18 protein-coding genes and 1 pseudogene are annotated in these 26,031 nt (G+C 65.8%); 11 read left to right on the forward strand and 8 right to left on the reverse strand.

Annotated elements, in window-relative coordinates; genetic code table 11:
- The first annotated feature begins 36 nt into the window (after positions 1 to 36).
- The 3 genes from AC6I6X_RS03455 to AC6I6X_RS03465 all read left to right on the forward strand — a co-directional run bounded on the left by AC6I6X_RS03455 (position 37) and on the right by AC6I6X_RS03465 (position 5,022).
- Positions 37 to 462 (forward strand): universal stress protein, encoded by a 426-nt coding sequence (locus tag AC6I6X_RS03455; protein ID WP_497929103.1) that lies wholly within the window; start codon positions 37 to 39, stop codon positions 460 to 462.
- A gap of 375 nt (positions 463 to 837) precedes the next feature.
- Positions 838 to 4,002 carry a bacterio-opsin activator domain-containing protein gene (locus AC6I6X_RS03460; RefSeq protein ID WP_497929104.1) on the forward strand — a complete coding sequence of 1,055 codons (3,165 nt, stop codon included), beginning with the start codon at positions 838 to 840 and terminating at the stop codon, positions 4,000 to 4,002.
- Positions 4,003 to 4,299: 297 nt separating this feature from the next.
- Positions 4,300 to 5,022: a helix-turn-helix domain-containing protein gene (locus AC6I6X_RS03465; protein ID WP_497929105.1), complete on the forward strand. Its 723-nt coding sequence runs from the start codon at positions 4,300 to 4,302 to the stop codon at positions 5,020 to 5,022.
- 237 nt (positions 5,023 to 5,259) lie between these two features.
- Here the strand turns inward: AC6I6X_RS03465 and AC6I6X_RS03470 are convergent, their stop codons facing one another.
- Positions 5,260 to 5,445, reverse strand: a complete 186-nt coding sequence (locus AC6I6X_RS03470; RefSeq protein ID WP_497929106.1) for a DUF5786 family protein — start codon at positions 5,443 to 5,445, stop codon at positions 5,260 to 5,262.
- A 981-nt stretch (positions 5,446 to 6,426) separates the two neighbouring features.
- Here AC6I6X_RS03470 and glmS point away from each other — a divergent pair.
- Positions 6,427 to 8,241 (forward strand): glutamine--fructose-6-phosphate transaminase (isomerizing), encoded by a 1,815-nt coding sequence (glmS, locus tag AC6I6X_RS03475; RefSeq protein ID WP_497929107.1) that lies wholly within the window; start codon positions 6,427 to 6,429, stop codon positions 8,239 to 8,241.
- Positions 8,242 to 8,699: 458 nt separating this feature from the next.
- Here glmS and glmU read toward each other — a convergent pair whose 3' ends face one another.
- Positions 8,700 to 9,881 (reverse strand): bifunctional sugar-1-phosphate nucleotidylyltransferase/acetyltransferase, encoded by a 1,182-nt coding sequence (gene glmU / locus AC6I6X_RS03480; RefSeq protein WP_497929108.1) that lies wholly within the window; start codon positions 9,879 to 9,881, stop codon positions 8,700 to 8,702.
- Between the two features lie 403 nt (positions 9,882 to 10,284).
- On the opposite strand from glmU, the gene AC6I6X_RS03485 reads away from it, so the two are divergent.
- Positions 10,285 to 10,494, forward strand: coding sequence for a DUF7563 family protein (locus tag AC6I6X_RS03485; protein ID WP_250142577.1), 210 nt, complete (start codon positions 10,285 to 10,287; stop codon positions 10,492 to 10,494).
- A gap of 862 nt (positions 10,495 to 11,356) precedes the next feature.
- The gene (locus AC6I6X_RS03490) at positions 11,357 to 11,617 is read left to right on the forward strand and encodes a MarR family transcriptional regulator (RefSeq protein WP_497929109.1); all 261 of its coding nucleotides are present in this window, start codon (positions 11,357 to 11,359) and stop codon (positions 11,615 to 11,617) included.
- 60 nt (positions 11,618 to 11,677) lie between these two features.
- On the opposite strand, the gene AC6I6X_RS03495 is transcribed toward AC6I6X_RS03490, so the two are convergent.
- Positions 11,678 to 12,694: a lipid II:glycine glycyltransferase FemX gene (locus tag AC6I6X_RS03495; RefSeq protein ID WP_497929110.1), complete on the reverse strand. Its 1,017-nt coding sequence runs from the start codon at positions 12,692 to 12,694 to the stop codon at positions 11,678 to 11,680.
- A 2-nt stretch (positions 12,695 to 12,696) separates the two neighbouring features.
- Positions 12,697 to 14,322 carry an alkaline phosphatase family protein gene (locus AC6I6X_RS03500; protein ID WP_497929111.1) on the reverse strand — a complete coding sequence of 542 codons (1,626 nt, stop codon included), beginning with the start codon at positions 14,320 to 14,322 and terminating at the stop codon, positions 12,697 to 12,699.
- Positions 14,323 to 14,546: 224 nt separating this feature from the next.
- Here AC6I6X_RS03500 and AC6I6X_RS03505 point away from each other — a divergent pair, with 224 nt between their 5' ends.
- Positions 14,547 to 15,662 carry a DegT/DnrJ/EryC1/StrS family aminotransferase gene (locus AC6I6X_RS03505; RefSeq protein ID WP_497929112.1) on the forward strand — a complete coding sequence of 372 codons (1,116 nt, stop codon included), beginning with the start codon at positions 14,547 to 14,549 and terminating at the stop codon, positions 15,660 to 15,662.
- An 87-nt stretch (positions 15,663 to 15,749) separates the two neighbouring features.
- Here the strand turns inward: AC6I6X_RS03505 and AC6I6X_RS03510 are convergent, their stop codons facing one another.
- Entirely contained in the window at positions 15,750 to 17,423 is a 1,674-nt protein-coding gene (locus tag AC6I6X_RS03510) for an ATP-binding protein (protein ID WP_497929113.1), read from the reverse strand.
- Positions 17,424 to 17,493: 70 nt separating this feature from the next.
- Between AC6I6X_RS03510 and AC6I6X_RS03515 the strand changes: the two genes are divergently transcribed.
- Both AC6I6X_RS03515 and AC6I6X_RS03520 read left to right on the forward strand, forming a co-directional pair.
- A complete protein-coding gene (locus AC6I6X_RS03515) occupies positions 17,494 to 17,766 on the forward strand; it encodes a hypothetical protein (protein WP_497929114.1) in 273 nt (90 codons plus the stop codon).
- Between the two features lie 481 nt (positions 17,767 to 18,247).
- Entirely contained in the window at positions 18,248 to 18,577 is a 330-nt protein-coding gene (locus AC6I6X_RS03520) for a hypothetical protein (protein ID WP_497929115.1), read from the forward strand.
- Here the strand turns inward: AC6I6X_RS03520 and AC6I6X_RS03525 are convergent.
- The gene (locus AC6I6X_RS03525) at positions 18,574 to 20,493 is read right to left on the reverse strand and encodes a DEAD/DEAH box helicase (protein ID WP_497929116.1); all 1,920 of its coding nucleotides are present in this window, start codon (positions 20,491 to 20,493) and stop codon (positions 18,574 to 18,576) included. The genes AC6I6X_RS03520 and AC6I6X_RS03525 overlap by 4 nt on opposite strands.
- Before the next feature lie 425 nt (positions 20,494 to 20,918).
- On the opposite strand from AC6I6X_RS03525, the gene AC6I6X_RS03530 reads away from it, so the two are divergent.
- A complete protein-coding gene (locus tag AC6I6X_RS03530; RefSeq protein WP_497929117.1) occupies positions 20,919 to 21,095 on the forward strand; it encodes a hypothetical protein in 177 nt (58 codons plus the stop codon).
- Here AC6I6X_RS03530 and AC6I6X_RS03535 read toward each other — a convergent pair.
- On the reverse strand, positions 21,088 to 22,038 hold the full coding sequence (locus AC6I6X_RS03535; RefSeq protein WP_497929118.1) for a transcription initiation factor IIB: 951 nt from the start codon (positions 22,036 to 22,038) through the stop codon (positions 21,088 to 21,090). The two genes, AC6I6X_RS03530 and AC6I6X_RS03535, sit on opposite strands and share 8 nt — an antisense overlap.
- 734 nt (positions 22,039 to 22,772) lie before the next feature.
- On the opposite strand from AC6I6X_RS03535, the pseudogene AC6I6X_RS03540 reads away from it, so the two are divergent.
- A pseudogene (locus AC6I6X_RS03540) lies at positions 22,773 to 23,368 on the forward strand (DUF7344 domain-containing protein).
- Between the two features lie 296 nt (positions 23,369 to 23,664).
- Here the strand turns inward: AC6I6X_RS03540 and AC6I6X_RS03545 are convergent.
- Complete coding sequence (locus AC6I6X_RS03545; RefSeq protein WP_497929119.1) at positions 23,665 to 25,470, reverse strand: hypothetical protein; 1,806 nt, start codon at positions 25,468 to 25,470, stop codon at positions 23,665 to 23,667.
- Positions 25,471 to 26,031 lie beyond the last annotated feature (561 nt).

Below are 26,031 nucleotides of genomic sequence, written 5' to 3' on the forward strand. Positions count from 1 at the left end.
GATGTATTGGGATCCCCGACGAAGTGTCGCCGAGAAATGTACCAGGACCTGTTGATCGCGACCGACGACAGTGACGGGTCTCGACGGGCGACCGAGCACGCGATCGCCCTCGCCGACCAGCTCGGCGCGAGGCTTCACGTTCTGTCGGTCTCCGAGGAGGGGCCCCACAGTACGGAGAAGAAGGACAAACTGCGATCGGATCCCGAAAGCGAAGCACACCGGGCCGTCGAGCACGCCGCGGAGATGGCGTCGGAACGGGGCGTCGAGGTGACGACTGACGTCCGCCAGGGCGTCCCACAGGAGCAGATCGTCGACTTCGCCGAGACGAACGATATCGACATGATCGTCGTCGGGACGGTCGGCCGGAGCGGCCTCGATCAACTCGTCGTCGGCAGCGTCGCCGAGGAGGTCGTTCGCGAGGCGACGATGCCCGTCGTGACGGTCCGGGAGACGTCCGCGTAACGGGCCGGAACGCGCCCCCGTTCGGATCGGTCCCGCCCGGTGCCCACCGTTCGGAGGTCGGACGCGAGTCCCGCTCGATTCCGGCCGTTCGGAAGCCAGCTCCGTCAGGCTCCGACCTCGGTCCCGATCGGAGCCGACCGTCGTCCGGCGCCGGTACGCACGAATTCGGTAAGCCAGTGTTACTCACGAATACGGAATCGATAATTAACGGCACGGGCCGCCAAGCACGGCTATCGTGGCTGTCCGTCCCGGCGTCGCGCGCCGAACGCCGATCGACGTCGGTTCGTTCGACCGGGGGTGCCGGCTGGAGACCCCGACCGCGACCGTTCTCGGCCCCGGCCCACGGTCCGATCGGCGTCCGGAGGTGATCGCTCCGTGAGCGACAGTGGCGCAACCGTTGTCGGCGACGTGGTTCGCGTGCTCGTCGTCGGGGAATCGGACCGGATCGACGCGACGGCGACCGCGCTGTCCTCGGCGTTCGAACCCGTCTCACTGCTTCGCGAACGGACGGTCGCGGACGCCCGACAGCGACTCGCGGCGACCGACGTTCACTGTCTCGTCTGCGCGTACGATCGGGCGGACGGGGAGTCGCCCCTCGATCGGTTGCTCGAGGCGGACGGCGACGTGCCGATCGTCGCGGTCACCGACGAATCCTCCGCCGAAGCGGCGATCGAGGCGGGTGCGACCGACGTGATCGATCCGGCGTCGTCGGGTCGTCTCGTCGCCGCGCGCGTCAGGAACGCCGCTGAGCGGTATCGACTCGAGACGGAAGCGACTGGACCGACGGAGCGTCGCTATCGGTCGATTCTCGAGGGATCGACCGCACTCGTCTGCGTCGTCGACGAGTCGGGGGCGATCGACTACGTGAACCCGGCGGTCGACGACAGGATGGGGTACACGCCGGCGGAACTCGAACGAACGACGCTTTTCAGGCTGATCCATCCCGACGATCGATCGATCGCCCGTGAGACGCTCTCGGCGGCGGCCGACGGGTCGCTGGGGGCGACGGAACGAACGACGATTCGGCTGGGTCACGCGGACGGCACGTGGCACGTCTCGGATCTCGCCGTCGTCAACCGCGAGTCGGACCCGAACGTCGACGGGCTCGTCGTGACCGTCACGAGCGCCACGCCTGACGGGCTGGCGGACGACGCGCTCGCGGACGCGATCGACCGACTCGACGCCGCGTTCTTCACGGTCGGAACCCGGTGGGAGCTACAGTTCGTCAACGAGCGGGCGCGCACGCTGTTTACCGACGCGCCGCCGGAACCGGGAACCGTCGTCTGGGACGCGTTGCCCGAGTCGGTCCGCGGCGAGTTCGCCGATCGGCTTCGGGAGGCGTCGGCGACGGGATCGGTGGTCGCGTTCGAGTCGACGCATCCGGCCGTCGACGATCGGCTCGTGATCGAGGCCCACCCATCGGAGAGCGGCGTCTCCGTGACCGCACGGGTGAGAGCCGACGCGACGACGACCGCAATCGAACGGGAGCGTCTCGAGCAGTTCGAAGCGATCGTCGACGCCCTCGAGGACGGGATCGCGGTCCTGGAGGGGGCGACCATCACCTACGCCAATCCCGCGTTGTTCGATCTCGCGGACGCCGAGACGCTCGTCGGACGCGATATCGAGACGCTCGTCGACGACGATCTCGCGGCCGAGATTCGGGAGCGAGCCGACTCCCCGCTCGTGCGGTGGATGGAACCGCTCACCGGCACGATCGAGATCAACGGCGATCAGCGACCGGTCGACGTCTCCGTCGTAGCGCTCGGATCGGCCGACGGCGATCGAACGTGCTGTGTCGTCCGCGATCGACGCGGGTCGCCGTCTGCGGCCGTCTCGACGCTCGCGAAGGCCGCCACGTCGCTCCGACGAGCCGAGACCCGATCCGACGTTCGCGAGGCGATCGTCGACGCAGTGGGTTCGTATTCGGCCGCCGACGTGACTGTCTGGTACGACGTCGACGAATCGATGATCCGGCCGGCGGCCGTCGCCACGTCGACCACGGACGACGCGGATCTGCCGGCGATCGATCGCCGTGACGACCCGTTCGCGGGGGTGTTCGGCGACGGGGGTGTCAGCGTCGCCGATCCCGACGAAATCGAACCGGTACTCTCCCGATCGGGTATCCGGGCGGAACGAGTGCTCACCGTTCCCATCGGCGAGGACGGGATCCTGCTCGCGACCAGTTCGGATCCGATGGGGTTCGACGGGATCGATCTCGCGCCGATCGAGACGCTGGCGACGATGGCTGCCACCGCGCTCGACTGGCTCGCGGCCGAGAGCCGACGTCGGACCCTCGAGCGCGATCGGACGGATCTCGAGGGACTCCTCGAGCGAGCGGACGCGGTCCTGGACCTCGAACGGGACCTGTTCGCGGCGAGTACCCGGCCGGCCGTCGAGAACCGACTGGCGTCGGGACTCATCGCGCTCGATACTGCCGGCGGAACCGGGTCCATCGAACTCGCCTGGATCGGCGAGGCCGCCGTCGGGAGCGACGCGGTGACGCTGCGAACGCGGGCCGGTCGTGACGGATCGTTCCTCGAATCGCTGCCCCTCACGGTCGATCCGGAGACGGGAGACCCGGCCGGCCGGACGGCTGCGAGCCGCGAGCCGACCCTCGTCGAGGATCTCGCGGAGGGCGACCCGGATCGATGGCAACGGCTCGCGCTCGATCGCGAGTTCCGCGCGGCACTGAGCGTCCCGCTCGGCTACGACGACCTCTCGTACGGGACGGTGACGGTGTACGCCGATCGGCCGGGGGCGTTCGACGAGCGAACGCGGGCGATCTGCGAGCATCTGGCGACGGTCGCCGGGTACGTGATCACGGCCATCGAACGCAAACGCGCGCTGGTCAGCGACAGCGTCACCGAACTCGAGGTCGCGGTCCCCGCGGAATCGGATCCGTTGACGACGCTCGCGGATCGCCTCGACGGACGGATCGACGTCCGAACCGTCGTTCCGCGGTCCTCCGGCGGGACCACCGTCTTCTGTACGATTCCGGACGCGGACGAGACGGCGATTCGCGACGCCGTGGCCGCGATCGACGCGATCGAACGATCCCGGTTCGTCGGCGACGGAGCTGCCGATTCGCTCGTGGAACTCGGCTGCGCCGACGAGACCGTCGCGGAGACGCTCGCGGAGCACGGGGCCGTCCTCAGGTCGATTTCGCCGGACGAGGATCGGACTCGCCTCGTAATCGACCTCTCGAGTACCGTCGACGTGCGGTCGTTCGTCGACATGCTCGATCGGAAGTACACCGGTGCGGAACTGACTGCGCGTCGCGAACACGACCGGACGGGACGACCCGATCGCTCGTTCGACGCGGAACTCCGCGATCGACTCTCCGAACGGCAGCTACGAACGCTGGAGACGGCCTACTACAGCGGCTTCTTCGAGTGGCCCCGGGAGAGTACCGGCGAGGAAGTCGCCGAGTCGCTCGGAGTCTCCCAGCCGACGTTCAGCCGACACTTCCGGCTGGCCCAGCAGAAGGTGTTCACGCTCCTGTTCGAGGAGACCGATCGGTCGTTCGCCAATGAGGGGTGAGCGGTGCGATCGCCGTCGGAACCGATCGTCTGGTACGCCGTTCAACGGTGGTAGTGCCGTCTTACTGGACGAAACACCTCGGGTAACACGGGATTTCCCGGTATCGAAGTTCGCGCCCTCGCCGCGTCGATACGCGTCGGATACCCGACCGATGAATAGGTATTGACGACAGCTAACTGATCGATTCCGTATCTAGCGTCTACGATCATGTGCTCGGCGTCGAAATGGGCTGTTAATGAGTGAGTTCGTGGTAAGCCAGTCTTACACCGGCCGTTCATCCGGACGGCGGATGTCGCTGTGAGCATCGAGATCGCCGACGCCGAACGCACCGCGACGCCGGAGCGGACCGGGGTGCGTTCGGTGGCCGACGGCGGGATCGTCGCGCAACTCCGTCTCGATCACTCGGCGCTGTTTCTACAGCCGACCCTGCGGCGCGAACGGGACGTGACGGTCGAACCCGACTACTGGACCACTACCGAGGGGGGCCGAACGCTCGTCTTCGTCACCGCGTACGGCTCCGACGGCGACTTCGATCGGTTCGAGGGCAATCTGGAGATGGATCCGACCGTTTCCGAACCGGTCTGCGTCGATCGCTATCCAGATCGACGCGTCTACCGGATCGCGATCGCGGACCAGACGATCCGCTTCGTGTCCAAGACGGCCGAACTCGACGGGCGACTCCTCGACTGCTGTAGCAGTCGCGACGGCTGGCTGGTCCAGCTCCGGTTCCCGAACCGGGACGCGCTCGTGGACTTCAACGAGTTCTGCCGGGACCAAGACGTCTCGGTCGCGGTCGAACACCTGCGCGTCTCCGACGACGGGGACGACGGCGTCGTCGCCCTGACGGAGAAACAACAGGAGTTGCTCACGGTCGCCCACGAGGAGGGTTACTTCGACGTTCCCCGGGGCATCTCTCAGGACGAACTGGCCGATCGCCTCGGCGTCTCGAAGTCGGCGATCTCTCAGCGCCTCCGGCGCGCGATCGGCGCGCTCTGTACGTCGTCGCTGTCAGCCCGGTAGCGGGACCCGTCACGCCGATCGGAGCGGGGAAGACGGTCAAATCGGGCGAAACGCGTTATCCCGTGCGAGTCAGCACTGGGTCGTCTCGACTCGTCTCAGCGATCCAGCCTGGGACGGAAACCTCGTCTCCGCGATCCAGCCTCGGACCCGACGCTGACGAGACGCTGTTCGCTGTCTGTCTACCGGTATCGAACGCGAAAAGGCCGAAATCAGGCGCCGAACCGCGACCGTGACGAGTTAGTCGTCCGACTCGTCGTCTTTCATCGAGCCGAGCTGGGAGACGAGTTCGTCCGTCGAGACGTCGGACTCGAAGGACATCTGGCCGTCGTGATCGTTCTCGTGGACGTTGACGGCCTCTACGTCGTCCTCGTCGTCGGCCGTCTGTTGCTGTTGTTCGGATTCGTCGTAGCTACCAAAACCCATATACGTACGTGTGACCCCGCCGGTCAAAGGCGTGCCGGTTCGGAACCGTTTCGCGACTCGTTCACGTCCCGTTCGATCGTCGATAGCGAGGCTCACCGAAGCCGTTCTCGATGCTTTCGACGGTTCTGGGACGTTGCCGTCTGAACCTGAGGATATCGTGCGTCGCCGGTTCCACCGTTATTCGCGAGCCGAACAGTCGTTCTACCCAGACAGACCGATGTTCGAACCGCTGTGTCGGTCCGGCCGGATGCGCCTGGTCGTCGAAGATCGGGGTCCGAAGCAGTGGCTGTCCGCGGAGCGTCGAATCGGTGATCTCGGTAGAAGCCAGTAGTCGATCGACTGGTAGATTGAATGATCTTTCACCAATTTTCGCTTGCAGGCGAAGTATATGGTGTATGTTGGCACGAAACCACAACTAAGTGAGTGCCTGTGCATCGATAGACCGACGATCGAGTGAAAGCGTTTCCTTTCGATCGACCGCCGGATCGCTGCTGGAGTGGGCTCGACACCCCGTGTGTCGCCCCATACTGTCGATTCATCTGGTGCTACAGCTGAGGTTCCGGACGTTGCTGTCTCGATTGCAGAACATACTGCGTGTTGTGGGCCTATCTGGGCAGGATATTCGCACAAAACGAAGAATAATTGAATATTCAGTAGAAAAACCCTCCGGAACAGACCACAGTCATCGCTCCGGTATGGACGCGGTGCGAAGGCGGATCTCCCGTTTTACCCGGCAACTACGGCTTCTGGTAGCCCGTCTATAGTAATGGATTCGTGCCTGCTTCCCTGTAGCATGTCCGTCCACCGGTCGTCATCTCGACGGGTCTTCACGGACGATCAACTGATCATGAAACGCCAACGATTGTCACGGGCGGCGGTTCGACGTCGGCGGTTCCACGTCTCTCCACGCACCGGTCTCGATTCGACGACTGATCGCTCTCTGCGGCCGACCGACTCCACGGCGGGCGGGAGGTAGTTTCGATGTGTGGAATCATCGGCCGGGTGGGATCCGGCAACGCAATCGAGACGCTCCTGACGGGACTCGAGAACCTCGAGTACCGTGGCTACGACTCCGCCGGCGTCGCCGTCCAGAACGGGTCCGGTATCGCCGTCCAGAAACGCTCCGGGAAGGTAGCGGAACTCAAGGCGTCGATCGACGACCGCTCGATCGAGGGCGAGGTCGGGATCGGTCACACCCGCTGGAGTACGCACGGGCCGCCGACCGACGAGAACGCCCATCCTCACACCGACGGGACCGAGGACGTGGCGGTCGTCCACAACGGGATCATCGAGAACTACGCCGAACTGAAGTCCTGGCTCCGCGATCGGGGCCACGAGTTCACCAGCGACACCGACACCGAGGTCATTCCGCACCTCGTCCAGTACTACCTCGACGAGGGGCTCCCGAACGAGGCTGCCTTCCGGCGGGCGATCGACGATCTCGAGGGGAGTTACGCCGTCACCGCCATGCTCTCCGGCGAACACGTCCTCTACGCCGCGCGGCAGGGGTCCCCGCTGGTCGTCGGCATGGAGGATGGCGAGTACTTCCTCGCGAGCGACGTCCCCGCATTCCTCGAGTACACCGAGACTGTCGTCTACCTCGAGGACGGCGACGTCGTGGTCGTCGACGAGGACGGCGTCGAGTTCACCGACCTGGAAGGAAACCCCGTTTCCCGCGAACCGGAGACCGTCGAGTGGGACCCGGAACAGGCGGGCAAGGGCGAGTACGATCACTTCATGCACAAGGAGATCCACGAGCAGCCGACCGCGCTGGCCCAGGCGATCGAGGGCCGGATCGAACCCGGATCCGGCCGGATCGCCCTCGACGACTTCGAACCCGGGGCGTTCGAGGGAATCGAGAGCGTCCAGCTCGTCGCTTGTGGCACGTCCTACCACGCCGCGCTGTACGGCTCGCTCGCCCTGAACGCGGCCGGCATTCGTGCGACGGCGCTGCTGGCGAACGAGTACAGCGTGTCGGCACCGCCGGTCGACGACGACACGCTGGTCATCGCGGTCACCCAGAGCGGCGAGACGGCGGACACGCTGAACGCCCTCCGGCAGGCTCGCGCCAACGGTGCCAGGACGCTCACGCTCACCAACGTGGTCGGATCGACCGCCGCACGCGAAGCCGACGACGCACTCTTTATACGTGCGGGCCCGGAGATCGGCGTCGCCGCGACCAAGACGTTCTCGTCCCAGGCGGTCATGTTGCTGTTGCTCGCCCAGCGACTGGCCGCGGACGTCCGCGGTGAGCCACACGCCGATCTCGACTCGCTCCTGCCGGAACTCGCCGCCATGCCCGATCGAATCGACGCGGTACTCGCGGCCTCGACCGCCGAGCGGGTCGCGCGGCGGTACGCGGACAGCGAGTCGTACTTCTTCATCGGCCGGGGGCTTGGCTTCCCGGTCGCACTCGAGGGGGCCCTGAAATTCAAGGAGATTACCTACGAGCACGCCGAGGGGTTCGCGTCGGGCGAACTCAAACACGGGCCGCTCGCGCTCGTGACCCCGGAGACGCCGGTCTTCGCGATCTTCACCGGCGAGGAAGACGAGAAGACGCTGAAGAACGCCGAGGAGGCCCAGACTCGCGGTGCGCCGGTCGTCGCGGTCTGTCCCGATGGCCACCGGGCGGTCGCGGTCGCGGACGACCATCTCCGGATTCCCGAGACGGACGCGGACCTCGCGGGACTGCTCGCGAACGTCCAGCTCCAGCTCCTGTCGTACCACGCGGCGGACCTCCTCGATCGGCCGATCGACAAGCCGCGGAACCTCGCGAAGAGCGTTACCGTCGAGTAGCGCCCGGTCCGTCGCGGGACGATTCGGGTCGCTCTCGAAACACGGTTCGCTTCGGGAGAACACCTTCGTGTCGTCGGGTAGCGAGGCCGCTATCGGGTATTCGATAGCGGTCCGGAACCTCGATCGAGTACGGATCATCGAGGTCGAAGGACCCGGGACCACCCCCATAGTCCCGGGTCCACACGACCTCGGTGACGACCCGAACTCGAACGACGTCGGAATCGTACCTGGAGGGGCAGTGGCGATCGAACAACGTGTGGTACCGATCGATTCCCTCCAGTTCGACTAGCTATTCCAGGTCTTATAAATCCCACACCTGATAACTACGGCCGTAGCGACAGGTCTCTCGGAGTAGCCGCGAGACCACCCGCGTCACGCGATCGGACGCCGATCGAGACGATTCAGCCGATCGATCGGTCGCCCGGTCTCGGCGTCGACGGAGCGACGCCCGCCGTTCGTCAGAGATCGCGGTCGACGACTTCGCCGGGGCGGGTCGTCGCGCCGGTCGAGAGTTTCAGACCGGGCGTGAGGCTGGTGTTGATCCCGGTCTTGACGCCGTCACCGGCGACGATCCCGAACTTCCGTCGACCGGTCGAGACGCGGTCGCCTTTGACGGTGAACCGGACGTCCCCGTCGTCGTGTCGCAGGTTCGCGACGGTCGTCCCCGCGCCGAAGTTCACGTCCCGCCCGAGGACGCTGTCGCCCACGTACGAGAGGTGGTTGACCGCAGCACCCTGTGAGAGTACGCTGTTTTTCACTTCGACGCCGTTACCGACCGACGCGTTCCGTCCGATCAGCGTCGCGCCGCGAACGTAGGCGTTCGGCCCGACCGACGCGCCCGATCGGATCAGGGCCGGGCCCTCGACGAGAACGCCCGGTTCGATCGTGGCTCCGAACTCGACCACCACGTTTCCCTCCAGGTGGGCCGCGTCGCTCACCTCGCCGTCGATTCGTCGGTCCTGGTCGGCGAGTTTCCACTCGTTGGCCTCCAGCAGTTCCCACGGTCGACCGACGTCGAGCCACCGATCGAGGGTGATCGGCGTGACGGCGAACCGGTCGACGACGGTCGCGAGGACGTCCGTGATCTCGTGTTCGCCGCGTTCGCTCGCGGGCACGTCGAGCCACTCGGTCGCCCGCTCCGGAAACGCGTATGCCCCGGCGTTCGCGAGGTTCGTCGGGGGATCTGCCGGTTTCTCGACGATGTCGGTGACGGTGCCGTCGGCAGTGCTGAGGACGCCGTAGTTGCTGGGGTCCGCCACTTCGACGGCACAGACTGCCGGACAGGCGTCGAACAGCCGTTCGATCCCGGCCGGGTCGTAGAGGTTGTCACCGTTCAGGACCGCGAACGGGCCGTCGAGGCGATCGCTCGCGGTTTCGACGGCGTCGGCAGTCCCGGCCTGCTCGTGCTGTTCGGCGTAGGTGACCGGGACGCCGCGATACTCCGCCCCGAAGTAGTCTCGAACCGTCTCCTGCTCGTAGCCGACGACCAGTACGATCTCGTCCGCCCCAGCGTCGATCGCTGCGTCGACCGTGTGGGCCACGAGCGGCCTGTCCGCGACGGGCAACATCGGTTTCGGCAGCGATTCGGAGAGCGGTCGAATCCGGGTTCCCTGACCGGCTGCGAGAACGACGGCTTGCATAGCGATGGCTGACGGTGATCGAGGGGATTACTATACAGCCACTACTCACCCGCCGTCGGTTCCGGCCCGGATCCGGGGCGGCCGGTCCGGCGATTTCCGACTGAATCGACCGATCATCGGCCGATCGATCGGCCCGGGTCGCCACCGTTCGGTCGGTTCGGGCCGGACCGGTTCCGCCCGGGTCTCGGTCGGTCGGGAGAGTGGCTCGAATCCGCCCTCGAATGGACATTAAACTCCGTGTTACTGTCTATAAATGATGGGTTTCTGGCGATATGAACCGTAACACTGCCGATCTCTGAACTGTGTCGTTTGGCAGTTAATTCGGGTTGAAATGTCCCACTACGTCGCTCGTCGCGAGTTATGCGGTCTATATTAAATACCGTTCTGTGGCAACGCGTTGGTGATGTCGACTGAACCAACCGACGCCAAGTGGACGCCGATGACGTCCGGTCAGCAAACGAGTGCCCCCCGCTGTGTCAACTGTGGTCACCAGGTCACCCGCCAGTTCGCCCGCGTGTTCGGAGACAACCGCGACGTGGTCCACGCCTGTCCCGAGTGTGCGACCTACCGCGAAATGAAGACCTCCGACTTCATCCCGAAAGAACGACGCTAGTCACGGATCGGCGACTCACGGATCGGTGGCCCGGCCGACTGCGCGCTCGGCCGGATCGATTGACGGCGGGGTCGAACTGGGTGGCGGCGTGGCGATGGGGGGCTGATTTCAGGGAATCAGAATGACGGCGTGTTCGTCTCCATCGCCCATCGCGACCTCATCGACCCAAACACGAACCAGTTGCCCGTCGAAGGACGTCTCGGCGGCGTCCACCGTTCTCGTCCCGGCACCCTGCGTGCGATTGCGTGTCCCCGCACGGAGCAGGTGTCGGCCACATCCGGTTCGATACCCCGACATCGTATCGACACGAGAGCGGCCGTCGTCGACGGCTCCCGCTGGCGTCGGCTCGCTGTGAGCGCCTCGGTGAACGGTCGACCGGTGGCGTGAGCGTTTCGTCCCACCACGGCCCCCATCGGAGGTGACCCGACCTCCGCGAGCGCGTGTTCGGCGGTGTCGGCCGATCCGACTTTTCCACGGATCACGGCCCGCCGGACGGGCGCGCCCGTTCTCGCACTCACTCGCAATTCTACGGCGTGCCTACCGGACCTCGGGACGAGCCCAGCGATGGCGCGTACGGGACGATTTCGCCGTGCGGGAGGGTGTTTTGCCCTCGTTATTCCGATGGGACGATCGCACGCAACAGTGGTGAGCGTTCACGTGGAGATTAGTCACGACCTATATTTTTGAACGTTCGTCATCGTATAACCGTCCCACTCACCCACGATTGCGTACAGATGGATTCACCAGTACCCCCACGCTCGACCCCGGGTCCTGCCACGGGTTGGGCACGACCGCAGGCACGACGCGAAGCGTCACGATCGACCCCGACGCGAGACGATCACCGTGGCCGATCGGGGCAACGATGAGCACGTCCGAACACGAGTCCGAGATCGAGGGAGAGGCGTCGACCCCGTCGCTCGGTGAGCTTCCACCCAGTTCGAAACTCGTCTACAAGGTCCTCGAGTACGAGGGGCAGCTAACACAGGACGAGATCGCACGGGAGTCACGACTGTGCGCCCGAACGGTTCGCTACGCGCTCGGAAAACTCGAGGGGGCGGACCTCGTCGCCAGTCGGGTCTGTCTGAACGACGCCCGGAAGTCCACGTACTGGATCGAGAAGTAACCGTCCCGTCGACGACACCGGGCCTGCCACGTTGGATTTTTCGGCTGCAACGAACCGTGTTCAGGCCCAGTGGCGCTTGCGATACGTATCGATCATGAGGTCGACCCCGAACGACCCGGCCGTGATGGTGTAGTTCGTCTCGAGTCGCGGATCGAATTTCGCCTTGTACCAGTTGATGCTCGGGACGCCGGCCCCGACGAGGTCGTATCGCTCGGTCCCCGATCGGAGTCCATCCCGCATGACGTGCCAGTCCAGCAGGTCGTTGACGGCCAGGTCGACGTCCGCGTCCGGCTTGACGCCGCCTTGCCACCGGTAGCGCGTCCGATCGGATTCGACGACGAGGATGCCGCCCAGAAAATCGCCGTCGACGCGGCAGACGTACGGTCGAATCGATCCGTCGGGAAGGGTCTCGTACATCGACCGGGCGAATCCGGTGCCCAGGTGGAACGCTCGGCCCTGGTTCTCGTAGCGCCGCCGGACCTGTTCGACGATCCGCTCGACGTCGTCGGCGGTGCCCTCCCGAATCGTGTAGGCGTCTTCGTCCGCGTTGCGGACGTTACTCCGGGCGTCGCTGCTGAACCGATCGAGCAGACCGTCCGCGGAGCCCTCGAGGTCGACGACGTAGGTGTACTCCGGTTCGACGTCGTACCCGTTCCAGACGAACGGGCGCACGTCGTCGAACTCGGCGGCCACGATCCGGGTGTACAGCGGCGCGATCTCGTCGTCGATCCACTCGAGACAGCCGTCGACGAACCCCCGGATCCGCCGATCGGCCGTCCGCCGTTTGAGGTTGGCGACGTCGAGGACCGACGGACCGAGATAACACGACCACGACCGCGGTGCGGGGGAGAACGCGCCGGTGACCGGCCCCTTCGCGTACTCGAAGACCGGAAAGAGGCCGACTGGCTCCTGGCCCTTGATCCCAGCCAGGAGGTGCGGCGTCGTCCCGGTGTCCTCGGCCTGCAGCCGGAGCGCCTCGGCCCGACAGAACGGGTTCGTCCCGTCGGATCGCTCCACGTATCGGTTCCACGTGTCCGCGTCGCCTCGCGGATCGAGCGCTGTGACCTCGACGCTCATCGTTACAGGTACCCGAGATCCGACAGCCGGTCCTCGACGGTTTCGTCGTCGGTGACCGCTATCGCGTCCCCGTCGTAGGCCGGGTACTCCCGGGTCGCGCTCTCGTCGACGATCGGTAACGGACGGCCGTCCATCGCTGCGTCGACGGGCACGTCGAAGACCGAACAGATCGTCGGCGCGACGTCGAAGATCGACGCGTCGGTGAGCGGGACCGACTCGTCGAACGCCGGTCCGGAGGCGGCGATCACGCCGGTTCGCTTGTGGTTCCACGGCTCCATCGGGTCGCCGAAGGTCCCCATTCCGAGATCGGCGGCGATCGCGTTGTCGAACGCCGTCGGCACCGTTACGATGTCCGGGGCCGCCTCGACGTGAGGTCCCTCGAAGACGGTCTCTCTCGGCGCGACGGTTTCGAACATCGGCTCGCCGTCGGGCGTCTCGACGACCGACAGTTGCTCGACGAGTTCGTCCCGGATCCGGTCGTACTCTTCCCGGGGGACCTGCCCGTTCGGTTCCCGGCCCTCGAGGTTGATCCGAACGCCGAGTTCGCTTTTCGACCGCACGTACGCGCGCGAGTGACGGAAGTCGACCTGTTCGCTCGCCGCCCTGATCGCGTCGTTGGGAACGCGACTGCCGATCGGTTCCTTCAGGCCGACCAGGTCCAGCGCGGCGGCGACCCGCTGGGTCGTGAGTCCGACCGTCGCGGCGGCGTTCATCGCTCGCTGGAGGGGCCCCGGATCGCGTTCGCTCGCGTTTTCGCCCTCGAGGAGGTCGTTCTCCCAGGCCGTCGTCCAGTTGGGCATTCCCTTGCCCCCGCTCCGGGCGCTGACGTAGCCCCGCTCGCGCAGGAACTCGTTGACCCGGAACTCGTGGCCCTCGACTTTCCCCATACCGTGATCGCTGACGACGAGGACGTTTTCGGGATCGATCGCCGCCATCGTCTCGGCGATCTGTCGATCGACCGCGCCGTAGACCGCTTCGATCGCCCGCCTGTCGCCGGGCCGTTCGTGGAAGACCGAATCCGTAAGCTGGAACTGGAGGAATCCGAAATCCGGATCGAACCGGTCGCAGAGGTACCTGAACGCCGCCCCCCGACTCGCGAGCGTTCGCTCGTATCCCTCGATCGATCGATCGGGTTCGGGGCCGCTCCGGGGGTAGATCCGGTACTCGCCGCAGGCCCGTTCGACGTCCGCGAGGATGCCCTCGGGGTGACAGGCCGGCTCCTCGGGTGCCGTCAGTCCGGGAATCAGTGCGCCGTCGAACTCGCGCGCCGGATGGGTGACCGGGAGGTTGACGACGACGCTCGTCCGTCCGCGATCGCTCAGCAGTTCCCAGATCGCGCGCGCTCTGACGTGGGTCGCGTTGACGACGTCCCAGTCGTAGCCGTCGAACGAGAGGAAGTCGTAGACGCCGTGCTTGCCGGGGTTCTTCCCTGTGAAGAGCGACGGCCACGCACTCGCCGACCACGGGGGAATCTGTGACTCCAGCGGACCGCTCGTCCCCCCGTCGAACAGCCGCCCGACGGTCGGCATCACCCCCGACTCGAACAGTGGCTCGAGGACAGGTCGACAGCCGGCGTCCAGCCCGATCACGAGGAGCCGAACGCCGTCGTCGTCCGTCGCACGTTCCATGGGCTGGTGGTGCGTTCGTTCGGGCTTTGTTATGCAACCGCTTTGAACGGGTGTATGCCTCCGCTTCGCGCTCGCCGTCGACGACGGGAAGCGCGGGCGTAGACCGGCTAAGTTCCGCCTGTCGCCACCGGTCGTCGTGTACCCTGTGCATCACTAACCGCTCCGCTGACGACTGACGACGTCGTGACGGTACTGGCGCACTCATCGGGCTGCCGTTCGAGAGGATGATCAGCGATTCGCCGTCCCTGTTCGAGGGGATCACGATCGATCACTCGTCGCCCCGCATCGAGAGGGTTCTCGATCGACACGCCGGCGACACTACGTTCTACGGATCGGGTAAGGTCGCCCTCCGGGACGGTCTCGCCGCGCTCGTCGATTCCGGGGATACCGTCCTCGTTCCGGCCTACCTTCCGGACGCAGTCGTCGAACCGTTCCACGACCTCGGTCTCGAGTCGCGGTACTACGCGGTCGGGGAGGCCCTCGCACCGGACCTTTCGGATCTCGAGACCAGGATCGACCACCGGACGGCGGCGGTGATGTCGGTCAACTACTTCGGATTTCCGATGCCAGGGCTCGGGGAGTTCACGGCGCTCGTCGAGGAGTACGACTGCTACCACGTCGACGACAACGCGCACGGCCCGATAAGCGTCGACGACGGAACCCTCCTCGGGACGCGGGGCCACCTCGGCGTCACGAGTCTGTGGAAACTCCTGCCGATCCCCGATGGCGCGGTGCTCTACTGCAACGACGACGCCGTCGCCGAGGCCTACACGCCCTCCCGCTGTGCCGGCGTTCGCGATCGGCTGACCGCGGCCGACCTCCGGTACGCCCTCACGTCGCTCGTCTCGCACGGACTCGTTCGCGACGGTCGAGTTCGGGAGGTGATCGACGCGATCGTCCCCGACCGGGTTCGCCCATCCGTTCCCGGCCCGCGGGAGCGATACGAGGCGGGCAAAGCCCCCATGTCGAAGCTGTCGGCGTGCGTACTCGCCGACGCGGACCCGTTGGCCATTCGTCGCGCCCGCCGCGAGAACTATCGCGCGTGGCGTCGGGTCCTCGATTCGTACGACGACGTCGACCTCTTGTACGAGTCGCTACGGCCAGGAATCTGTCCGCAGGTGGTTCCCGTCCGGGCGTCGGATCCCCGACGATTTCGGGAGACGCTCGATCGCTGTGGCGTCTCGAACCCCAAGACGTGGCCCCGTCTCTCGCCGTCTGTTCTCGGAGATTCCCGGTACGAGACCGCGACGCGGCTCTCGCGGCAGGTCGTCGTTCTCCCCGTTCACCAGGGCCTCGATCCGGCGTCGATCGAGGCGGTCGGAACGCGTCTCCCCAGATAGCGGCGGTATCATACGGACTGCTGTAGTCACTTACCGCCGATCGCCGACCCCGTGGTGATCGCCGGGAAATAGTTACAGCAATCCGTATCAGTCCCCGGCGATCGCCGCCCGCAGTTTCGATCGGGTCGTCTCGCTCAGCGTGTACGTTCGTTCCGCGGGCCGGTCGAGGACGGACTCGGTACGCAGTTCCGAGAGGAGACTCTGGACGGCGACCGGCGACCGCCCGACGGCCCGTGCGACCGCTTCCGACTCGAGCGGGTCCGATTGGGCGAGTTCGACCACGACCTCACGCGCGGTCGGCTCCGAACACTGTGAATTCTCGCACGCGCGGGTGATCCTGTCGTCGAGCCACGTCAGCCCGAATTCGCCGAGAGCGTCCGACCCGTCGTCGGCGACGAGGATCTCCCCATCCGAACCCAGTTCCGCTTCGTTCGTGTAGCCGAACTCGTGATCGTCCCCGGCAGCCTGGACGATCCCGTCCCCGGCCGCGTCGCGCTCGGAGCCGCCGCCGGCGTCACTCCTCGTTTCCTCGAGTCGGTCCCGGAGCCGTTCGTTCTCGGTGCGCAGTCGATCGACTTCCGCCTCGAGGTCGTGGATCCGGTCGGCCCGATCGGCGAGTTCGTCTTCGAGCGCGTCCCGCTCGGCCGCCAGATCGTCGCGCTCCGCCTCGAGTTCGGCCAGTTCCTCGTGGAGTCGCCGCCGATCCTCGTCGGTGTTCGGGAGGTGGGTCTGGACGGTTTCGGGCCGCGTCAGCGCGTCGGCCATCTGCTTCGCCGCACTCGAGACGTCCCGTGCCGACTCGAGTTCGTTTTCGAGCGTCTCGATGCGTTTTTCTTTCTTCTCGAGTTCGTTCTCCAGTTCGACGATCCGGTTCTCTTCTCGTTCCTTGCGCTCCGAGATGTCCTGGAGGTCGCCGACGAGGGCGTCGGAGACTGACTTCAGTTCGGGCCGTTCGAAGTCGTCGAGCCCCGGCGTCGCCCCGGCGTCGAAGGTTCGCTTGCGACGGAACTGCACCTTCCGGACGTCGACCTCGGTCCAGTCGGTCTGGACGAACGCCTGACCGTCGTTCAGGTCCGAGACGAGTTCCGAGTACTCGGTGTCGATGATCCGGCCGACGACTTTCGTATCGTTGTCCCAGGTCAGCCGGTGCCAGACGAGCCAGTTCGCCTGCGTAATGAAGTCCTTCTTCACGTCTGCTGGCCGCTGACTGATCCCCAGAATTCCGAGGCCGTGTTTCCGACCGCGCTTGCTGATCTTGATCAGGAGCTTGCCGGTTTCGCCGACACCGCCCCCTTCGGGGATGTACTCGTGGACCTCCTCGACGATCAGCAGGAACGGTTTCTTCAGCTTCTTCTCCTTGACGAACAGCTGGCGGGCGATCTTCCGGAGGAGTTCGTCGGCCACTTCCTCGTCGAGGTAGCCCGAGACGTCGAGGATGACCGGGACGTTCTCCTCGAGCGCGAGGGTGGCCATCTGTTCGGCGTGTTCCGGCCCGATCTGGATGTCACACTCCTCGTCGGCCCCGGCGTGGAGCATCTCGTACTCCTCTTTGAGCCCGTAGTACTCGCCGTCAGTGTCGACGATCAGCAGGGGATACCCCGCGTCGAGCAACTCCTCGGCCAGGACGGAGGCCGTGTTCGACTTCCCGGACCCCGATTTCCCGGTGACGAACCCGCGACCGGTCAGGATCTCGACGACGGGCAGGTGCAGATCGGTGCCGTGGGCGCTCTCGCCGACGTGTATCTCCCGCTGCTCGCTCACCGATCACCCACCCCGATTGAGCACGACTCGTTCATGTTATCCATACAGTTCCGTCACGTGACCTTGAATATTGGCCCCGATTTGCACCGATCGTCCCGACTTCGCGTCCGCCGATCGTCCCTTCGCCCACCGGTTTGCAGGCCTGAGCGAGGCGGTCGAGGAGGAGGCCGAGACGAATCCCGAGGACGAGGTCGAGACCGAGACGGGCGTGGACGACGACACCGACGAGACGACTGGGTCGGACGAATCGTCGTCGGCTTCCGATCGGGTCCCGGGACCTGGAGCGTCGTCACCGTGCGATCGGGCCCGCACTTCGATCGCCCCGACAGTGTGGCCAACGTGAACACACCTCGGTAACAATTATGTCATCGTCGCCGGATGTATACGATACGTTCCGACCGATGATCCCGACCATTCCATCGACTCGCGTTCCGGCACTCACGTATGCCGGGAAGCGCGTCCTCGCGTCTAGCCCGAATCGCGCTGGGCTCGCGATCGGTGGCAGTGGACGGGATCTCGCCCGCTCCGGTTCGACGGGGCCGGTCGGATTCGCCGCCGTCCACGCCGCGTGATCCCGCGCCCGGCCGGACGGCGACACTGTTTTCGGACACGTCTCGACGCGTGTGCAAGGAGTGTGCTGCGAGTCCGGTTCGAGCGCCTCGCGTGACGTGGGTCCCCCCGATGCCTACTGTCGGTCGCCGAAAGCGTGGTCGGTTCGTCGGTCGATCCCGACGAATCCCACGCTCCGGTCCAGCCGACGGAGCGGAAGCGGCCGGACCCACTCGCGGGTCCGGCCGCCGAGTTCGACTCTCGGCGGGGGGCGTATGAACAGCATCAGTACTGTCGTCACCGCGACGCTCACCGTTCGCGTCCCGTTGCGCGCGGCCGGTGACCTCGCGGACGGCGCACGACGTATCGTCGAACGAACCGACGCGGTCGAATGCCTCGAACGCGCGACCGTCCGGGGCGTCTCGCCCGGCCTGAACGACACGACCGTCGATCTGGATGCACGGGTCGCGCTCGAGGGCGTCGATCGGGGTGCCGACGAGGCGCTCCTGCGACGCGAACTCGAGCGGGGTGCCGTCGTCGTCAGCGTCGACGCCGTCGAGTCGGCCGACGCCGACACGCCGCCGCTCGAGACGGAGGTCGGCTAGCGGTCGCGATCGCCGTCGCGATCCACGTTCTCTTCGCGGACCGTGATCCCCTTGCGCCCGAGGTGCTGGAGCTGGCGACGGGCGAAGTCCTCCTCGCGGGTGCCGCGCGTCGCGAGCACGTACACGAGTGCGCCGCCGGCGGGACGCATCGTCCGACCGGCGCGCTGTGTGCCCTGCCGGCGCGACCCGCCGAGGCCGGACGCGACGATCGCCAGGTCGGCGGTCGGCAGGTCGATCCCCTCGTCGCCGACCCGCGAGACGACGAGCAGGTCGCGTTCGTCCTGGCGGAACTCGTCGAGCAAGCGTCGCCGCTCGTGGTGTGGGGTGTCCCCGCTGAGGAAGGGGACGTCGAGGGCGGCCGCGATGTCCCGACCCTGCTCGAGGTAGTCGACGAAGACGAGCGCCTTCGCGTCGGGATGGGCCGACAGCAGGTAGCGGACCTCGTCGACCTTGCCCCGGTTCCGCGCGGCGATCCGGTACTTCTCGCGGCCCTCCGCGGACGCGTAGGCGTTGCCCTGTTCCTCGTCGCCCCACGGGACGTACCGGATCTCGAGTTCCGGTTCGGCCACGAAGCCGGCCTCGAACAGCGCCTCCCAGTCGGTGCCAATCGGCGGGCCGACGAGGGTGAAGATCTCCTGCTGGCGATCGTCCTCCCGGATCGGACTCGCCGAGAGCCCGAGGCGGTGTCGCGACTGCAGGTGGGTGCTCCGCCGATAGACGTCCGAGGGGACGTGCTGGCACTCGTCGAAGATCACGAGACCCCACTCGCGGTCGTCGAACAGCGATCGGTGTCGATCCATCCCCGCGATCTGGTACGTCGCGATCGTCACCGGCCGGACCTCCTTCCGACCGCCGTGGTACTGGCCGACCTGCTGGGGTTCGAGCGAGGTGTATTCGAGGACGGCGTCGGCCCACTGGCGAGCGAGGTCCCGGCTCGGCACCAGAATCAGGGTCTCGCCTTCGACGTGCGCCATCGCGCCCACGGCCGCGACGGTCTTGCCGCTCCCCGGCGGGCCGACGAAGACGCCCTCGCCGGCCTCCGCGAACCGATCGACCCACGTCCGCTGGTAGTCCCGGAGCCGAACCTCGAGGTCGATCGGGAGGGCATCGCCGGAGTCCAGGTCCCGGTGGTCCTGGACCGGGTAGCCCGCCTCGTAGAGGATCCGCTTGATCGCGGCTTCCGATCCCTCGCGAACCCAGTCCTCCGTGTCGGAGATCGGCGCGTGGACGTGCTCCTCGTCGAGTTTCTGGCGAGCGACGTTCCCCATGATCTCGGCACTCTTGGCCTCCAGGACGGTGTAGCCCTCCTCGTGGGTCGTCAGTCGGAACTGGTGGGCCCGGTCCCACTGGCTCTCGACCCAGTCCTCTAACGCGTCCGATCGCCCGCCGATCGCCTGTCGCATCGTTCGGCGGAGGGCCTCGAAGCTGTCGTGGGGCGTCCCCCAGACGTCCTCGGGTCTGACGACGTAGCGGTAGCCGTCGTCGCCGTTGGCGTCCGCGAGGTGGGCGAACTGGGAGAGTTGTGCGCGCGTGAACTGTGCGGGACGATCGACGACGATCTCGCGGCGCTTCGGGAACACGATCACGCGCTCCCGATCGGTCAGGTCCTCCAGTTCGCTGGGGTACCAGACGACGGGATCGGTCCCGACCGAGAGTCGCTGGAGGTCGCCGCCGTCGGCCAGCGCCTCGAGCGCCTCGCTGGCCGCCTCGTGGGTGAGATCGAGCGCGCGGGAGACGGCAGCCGCGGTCAGTACCGGTCGGCCGACCGCCTGGGAGGCGTCGTGAAAGTCCGCGAGCGAGAGGCGATCGATCGCGTCGCTGGCGTCGGCCTCCTCGGATGACGCGTCCCTGCTCGCTGACTGCTCGCTGTCGGGCGATTCGTCGGGATCGGCTGGCGAGGACCGGTCGTCAGTCACTGCCGGGGCTAACGGCGGTGGGGGTAAACCGATTTCGCTCGGCGGTGCGGGAGCGGGCGCTCGGGGTGACCGAGAGACTGCTGCGTCGATGGGCCGGCGACGCGAGAATCCTCGCCCGGTCGGTGACCGGACGGGTGCGGTAGTGGTGAGCGGATACCGCGTCCGATCGTTGCGATGCAAAATCAATAACTATTATGGTAATACTATCGCAAACCGGCAGCCTGCGGGGCCGGCCGAGTTGTCACGGACCAGTTCGATCACCGGGGTGAGGACGGGAGTCGAACAGCGGATCGGTTCGGTCCCGATCGATCGGCCGTCCCCCTGCTCCCGTGTGCGGTCTGGTCGCGATCGAGGGAATCGGCGGGGCACCCGGCCGCTGGCGTCTCGCCCAACAGTATATTCTCGTGGACGGTGTACCGGATCGTATGTTCCGTGCGATTCTACCGGAGGGACAGATCACCTGTGAGCGGTACGAGCAGGTGGCGGAGGGAGTCGAACTGTACGACGAGAACGACCAGTTTATCGCCTTCGTCCCGTACGACAACCTCCACGCGGTGGTCGACGAGGACACCTACCTGCGCGACGATCGATCGATCATGTAGCCGGCGATTGATCGATCGCCTCGAGCTGTTCGCGATACCGGTTCCTGACCGTGACGACCGTCGTCTGGGCGGTGTCGGCGACCGCACGCTGCGGGATCGTCTCGTCACAGAGCAGGCCGGCAGCGTAGATCGCGGCGGCGGCGAACCCGGTCGGCGATTTGCCCGAGTGGAGCCCCTGTTCGGTCGTCTCGTCGATGATCTCGACCGCCTTGGTCTCGACGTTCTTGTCGACGTCGAGTTCCGAGCAGAACCGCGGCACGAACTGACGAGGGTTCGTCGGCTCCAGGTTGATGCCGAGTTCGTCGGCGATGTACCGGTAGGTGCGGCCGATCTCGCGCTGGTCGACCCTGGAGACGGAGGTAACCTCCTCGAGACTGCGCGGAATGCCCTCCTTCCTGCAGGCCGTATAGAGCGCGCTGGTCGCGACCCCCTCGATCGATCGGCCGCGGATGAGGTCCTGTTCGAGCGCCTGCCGGTAGATGACGCTCGCCGTCTCCTTGACCGGTTTCGGAACGCCGAGTGCACTGACCATCCGGTCGATCTCGGACAGGGCGTACTTGAGGTTTCGTTCGCCGGCGTTTTTCGTCCTGATTCGTTCCTGCCAGACACGGAGCCGGTGGAGTTGGCCGTGCTTGTCGGCCGACATCGAGTGACCGTTCGCGTCCCGGTTGCGCCAGTCGATCGTCGTCGTCAGCCCCCGATCGTGCATCGACTGGGTGAGCGGTGCACCGACGCGGGAGAGTTCGTCGTGCTCCTGTGCGTTGAAGGCCCGCCACTCCGGACCGTAGTCGATCGGATCCTCCGTGAGGACCAGTCCACACTCTTCACAGACACGTTCGCTTCGGTCCGGGTCGTGGACGATCGTGTCGGTTTCGCAGTCGGGACACAGGCCGGGCTCCGTCTCCTCGGATTCGGTCCTGGTGTCGATGATAGACCGCGTCATCAGTACCGGGTGAAAACCGTGCAGGCACTGTAAGGGGTTCACATGGTTTCGCGGGAAACCCCGACTTACTGTGAACCCCCAAAGAGAGGAGGAAGATGACCGACACGCCCGTTCGAGCCGTCCCGAACGGACGGTCGACGATCGTGTCGAAATCGTGTCCCATCGGGTCGTCCGGGCGCGACGGACCGATCGAGGGTCCGTCGCCCCAGCGTGAGCGACGTGAACGTGGCACATGAAACGTTTCCATCGTTCCAGCGAGGTCGCAAAGTAAATCGAGTGTTCACCGCGTAAATGGGTGTTTCCGGGACGAACCGACGTTTGCTTTTATGTCGCTGCAGTCGAATGTTCTTTCCCACTGCCGTGTTGCTGACCTGCCCGCCGGACCGTGGTCGACGCTCGCATCACCGATCCCGACAGCGACGTACGCGAACGATACGTTCACACAATCGTTCGATACCGGCAGTCGTCTCGCTCGGCGGACCGCAACGTCGCTCGCGTTCGCGGGCTTCGAGCGGTCATAAGCCCCGAAGACGATCCGTACCGTGTTTGCAGCCGGTGCAAAACGTGGCCGTGCTTAAGAGTGTCTCTGTTGGTGTACCACTTGGTGTGTCAATCGTGATTGCGAGCCCAACGAACGTACAACGGTCACTGTCGGTCCGACAGTCCGGGGATCTTTTCGATCGTCGACTCTGGGACCGCTGGCGTGGACGACGCGCGTCCGGAGGTCAGCGATAATGTCCTCGATCGATACATCGTTACCTGACGAAATCGCCTCGGTCGCGGATTCCGACGAAGACGAGCGACTCTCGAAGGACGTCATTTTCGAACTCCTGAAGAACCGCCGCCGCCGAGAAGTCCTCACGTACCTGCTCGAGGCCGACGAGACGGTTACCCTCGGCGAACTCGCCGAACAGATCGCCGCCTGGGAGAACGACACGGATGTCAACGCGCTCAGTTCGGACCAGCGTAAACGGGTGTACGTCGCCCTCTACCAGACCCACCTCCCGAAGATGGACGACGCCGGAATCGTCGAATACGATCAGGACCGGGGCTGATCTCGCTTGCGGACAACGCCGATCTGTTGATGATGTACCTTGATACGGACACTCATCGCCAGGACCGCTGGGATCGGTGGTACGCCGTGCTTAGCGTGGTCGGAGCGACCCTCGTCGGCGGCGCGTTCCTCGGCGTTCCGGTACTGTCTGCGATACCCACGATCGCACTCGCGGGCGTCGTCGTCGCCGCGTTTTTCCTGCTGTCGGTGGCCCACGTCGTGACGAACCGGGAACGAGAGCGGACCGTGGACGGGAAACTGTCTCGGATCGAGTGACCGCGGACGTTGGATTCGCGACCCAGTTCGCTTCGCCGATCGCGTTCGCCTGTCTCTCCGTGGTACCGGTCCCAGGGCGACCACGTTGCCGGGAAGGACTTTTACTGTGAACGCTCCTACAGCCTATCGGCTCCCGGTGACCGTCAGCCAGTACCGGAACGGATCGCGTGCCAGCTCGCCGCTCCGGGCGCGGGAGCCACCCTTGCTTTCGACGTGCCGACGCCGGTCACCACGGAAAAATCGTCTCCGGTACTGATCGTGTACGCGGCAGAAACGCGCAGAACCCGTGAGCCGGGCTACCGGTTGCGAGCGTTGTGCTGGACGTCGACGGTCGCGTCCCCGACGAGCGTGAACTCCTCGATGTTCCCGTCGAACCAGTAGGCGTCGAGCCAGTCTCCGACGACGCCGCGCACGGCCGATCCCTCGACGACGTCTTCGTCGTCGATCGACGCGCCGCGATAGTCGGACCGGACGACCGAGCCGCTGGCTTCGAAGGCGTAACTCGAAGCGCCATCGGAGTCGGTGCCGTCGATGACCAGCGCGTGCGGCAGGAACTCGTGCTCGCCGTACTCGTCGACGTCGATCGCCTCGCCGTCGAGGACGACGTCGGCGTCGCCGTTGATGAAGCTCACGTCGGTCAGCGCACCGGCGAACCGGAACGTCTGTGTCCCGTCGTCGATCGAACTCTGGACGGTCGATCCGGAAACCGTGGTGACGTCGTCGTCGTCCGGGTCCGCGTTCCCGTCGAGTTCGATCCGCCCGTCGACGGTAATCTCGTAGCTCGCCGGCGTCCCGTCTCCCCTGACTTCGAGGACGTGGGGCAGGTCGGGCCCGAATTCGGCCGGATCGACTTCGTCGCCGTTGACCAGGACCGTCCCCGGCCCGTCGACGGTCAGCCCTTCGAGGTCGCCGCTGAACCGGAACGCGTCCTTCCAGTCGGCGACGATGCCCTGGACGACGCCGTCCTCGATCGTGTCTTCGCCGTCGACCGAGGCACCCTCGGCGGTCGACTTCTCGACCGCCCCATCGACCTCGAACTCGTAGCGGGTGACGTCCGCAGCGTCGCCGTCGATCAGGACGACGTTCGAGAGGTCCTCGTCGCCGTCCGCGCCGACGGAGGTGCTGGCACTCGATCCGACGCTCCCGCCAGACGCGGCCGCTTCCGCGGACGTCGGGACGCCCTCGGGGATCGAGAGATCCGGATCGCGCGAGACGCTGCTGGCGACGTTCACGGTGGAACCGCTCGCCCGCCGGATCGTCCCGCGGTAGCCGCCGCTCTCGAAGGTCGCGCGACCGGGCGAGCCGTTGGCCCCGGCGACCATCGAGTACGAGTACGGTCCGTCGGCGAAGTGGGAGTCGCGGATCGTGACGGTTCCGCCGTTCCAGACCCAGACCGGTCGCCCGCTCGTCTCCGAGAACCCGCCGTAGCCGGGACCGTAGTCGGTCGTGTCGTTGTACGCGACGCAGTTGACGATCTCGTCGTTACCGCCGGCACACCGGAACGTCGAGACGCCGTTGTTCTTGCCGAAACAGTTCTCGAAGCGGACGCTGCCGCCGGTTGCGGTGTTGGAGCAGTAAAAGCCGTTGTTGGGGTAGCCCTGTACGTTACAGCGGCGGAACGTCACGTCCGCGTTACTGCGCTTGTGCATGAAGACGGCACCGGGGCCGTGGACGAAACTCGCCCCCTCTTTCGTCGCCCCGTCGCCGAGGTAGACGTTCTCGACGAGGACGTCGCCGCTGCCGGCGGTGATCGAGATGATGAACTGGCTCCCGCGGTAGAGTCCCTCGAACCCGACGTTCCGGATCGTGGCGTCCCCGCCTTCGACGAGGATCAGGAAGTCGTTCCCGGTCGTGAGGTCGATCAGTTTGTTCTCGTAGGTTTCGCCGGCACCGACCCGGACGACCTGGCCGCGTGCCTCGACGACGTCGTAGTCGTCGTCCGCGCCGGCGGTGCCGGCGACGGCTGCCGCCACGGTCGTCGCCCCGGCGAGTTTCATGTACGATCGCCGGTGCAGTAATCCGTCGTTATCGCGCTCGTCGGCCGATTCGGCGTCGGCGTCGACGGCGTCCGCGTCGTCCAGTACCGAAGGTTCGCGTGCCATATAGACGGTAATTCGAGACTACCCGAATAAACTTTCCGCTACTACAACCCTAAAATTAACAGACTGTAATAGACATCGTCGTGTTCGTTACGTATTCCATGAGTGTTTTCCGACGGAAACATCGGGATCGAAAATTCAGGGCACCAGTCGAGTAACTCGATATTACTCGGCCGCGACGTCACAGTGGCCACAAAACCCGATACGCGGCTGTATCCGCGGTATGGAAGCGCCACTGATCGCTCTACAACCGATCGACGTCCCGAGAGGTCGGTCGATCGATCGGCGGTAATTCGGTGTTACTCCTGCGACCGGACGGCAACGAGTCGAACGTCGAGGGTGCCTGGACCGTCCGTACGCTTGCGACCCGGACGTCGATTCCCGGCCGGAATCGATCGGAGCAGTCGTCGCGTTGCGGAGCTATGGTGACGAGAAACGCGGCTGGAGTGAGACGCGACCGCGGTACCTGGGAGACGTCGGCGAAACGATCCAGCGAGCAACAGAACTGTGGGGAGGACCGCACGGCGTCGGCGGGGAGTCTCGATGGGCCGATGCGTCAGCGGG

Source organism: Halosolutus sp. YCN4, from assembly GCF_059736495.1.

Bases quoted from the DNA above. Each gene is read 5' to 3' on its own strand.
- AC6I6X_RS03455 (WP_497929103.1), top strand. From the start codon at position 37: ATGTACCAGGACCTGTTGATCGCGACCGACGACAGTGACGGGTCTCGA.
- AC6I6X_RS03490 (WP_497929109.1), top strand. From the start codon at position 11,357: ATGAGCACGTCCGAACACGAGTCCGAGATCGAGGGAGAGGCGTCGACC.
- AC6I6X_RS03545 (WP_497929119.1), bottom strand. From the start codon at position 25,470: ATGGCACGCGAACCTTCGGTACTGGACGACGCGGACGCCGTCGACGCC.
- glmU (WP_497929108.1), bottom strand. From the start codon at position 9,881: ATGCAAGCCGTCGTTCTCGCAGCCGGTCAGGGAACCCGGATTCGACCG.
- AC6I6X_RS03530 (WP_497929117.1), top strand. From the start codon at position 20,919: ATGTTCCGTGCGATTCTACCGGAGGGACAGATCACCTGTGAGCGGTAC.
- AC6I6X_RS03495 (WP_497929110.1), bottom strand. From the start codon at position 12,694: ATGAGCGTCGAGGTCACAGCGCTCGATCCGCGAGGCGACGCGGACACG.
- AC6I6X_RS03500 (WP_497929111.1), bottom strand. From the start codon at position 14,322: ATGGAACGTGCGACGGACGACGACGGCGTTCGGCTCCTCGTGATCGGG.
- AC6I6X_RS03470 (WP_497929106.1), bottom strand. From the start codon at position 5,445: ATGGGTTTTGGTAGCTACGACGAATCCGAACAACAGCAACAGACGGCC.
- glmS (WP_497929107.1), top strand. From the start codon at position 6,427: ATGTGTGGAATCATCGGCCGGGTGGGATCCGGCAACGCAATCGAGACG.
- AC6I6X_RS03535 (WP_497929118.1), bottom strand. From the start codon at position 22,038: ATGACGCGGTCTATCATCGACACCAGGACCGAATCCGAGGAGACGGAG.
- AC6I6X_RS03505 (WP_497929112.1), top strand. From the start codon at position 14,547: ATGATCAGCGATTCGCCGTCCCTGTTCGAGGGGATCACGATCGATCAC.
- AC6I6X_RS03485 (WP_250142577.1), top strand. From the start codon at position 10,285: ATGTCGACTGAACCAACCGACGCCAAGTGGACGCCGATGACGTCCGGT.
- AC6I6X_RS03520 (WP_497929115.1), top strand. From the start codon at position 18,248: ATGAACAGCATCAGTACTGTCGTCACCGCGACGCTCACCGTTCGCGTC.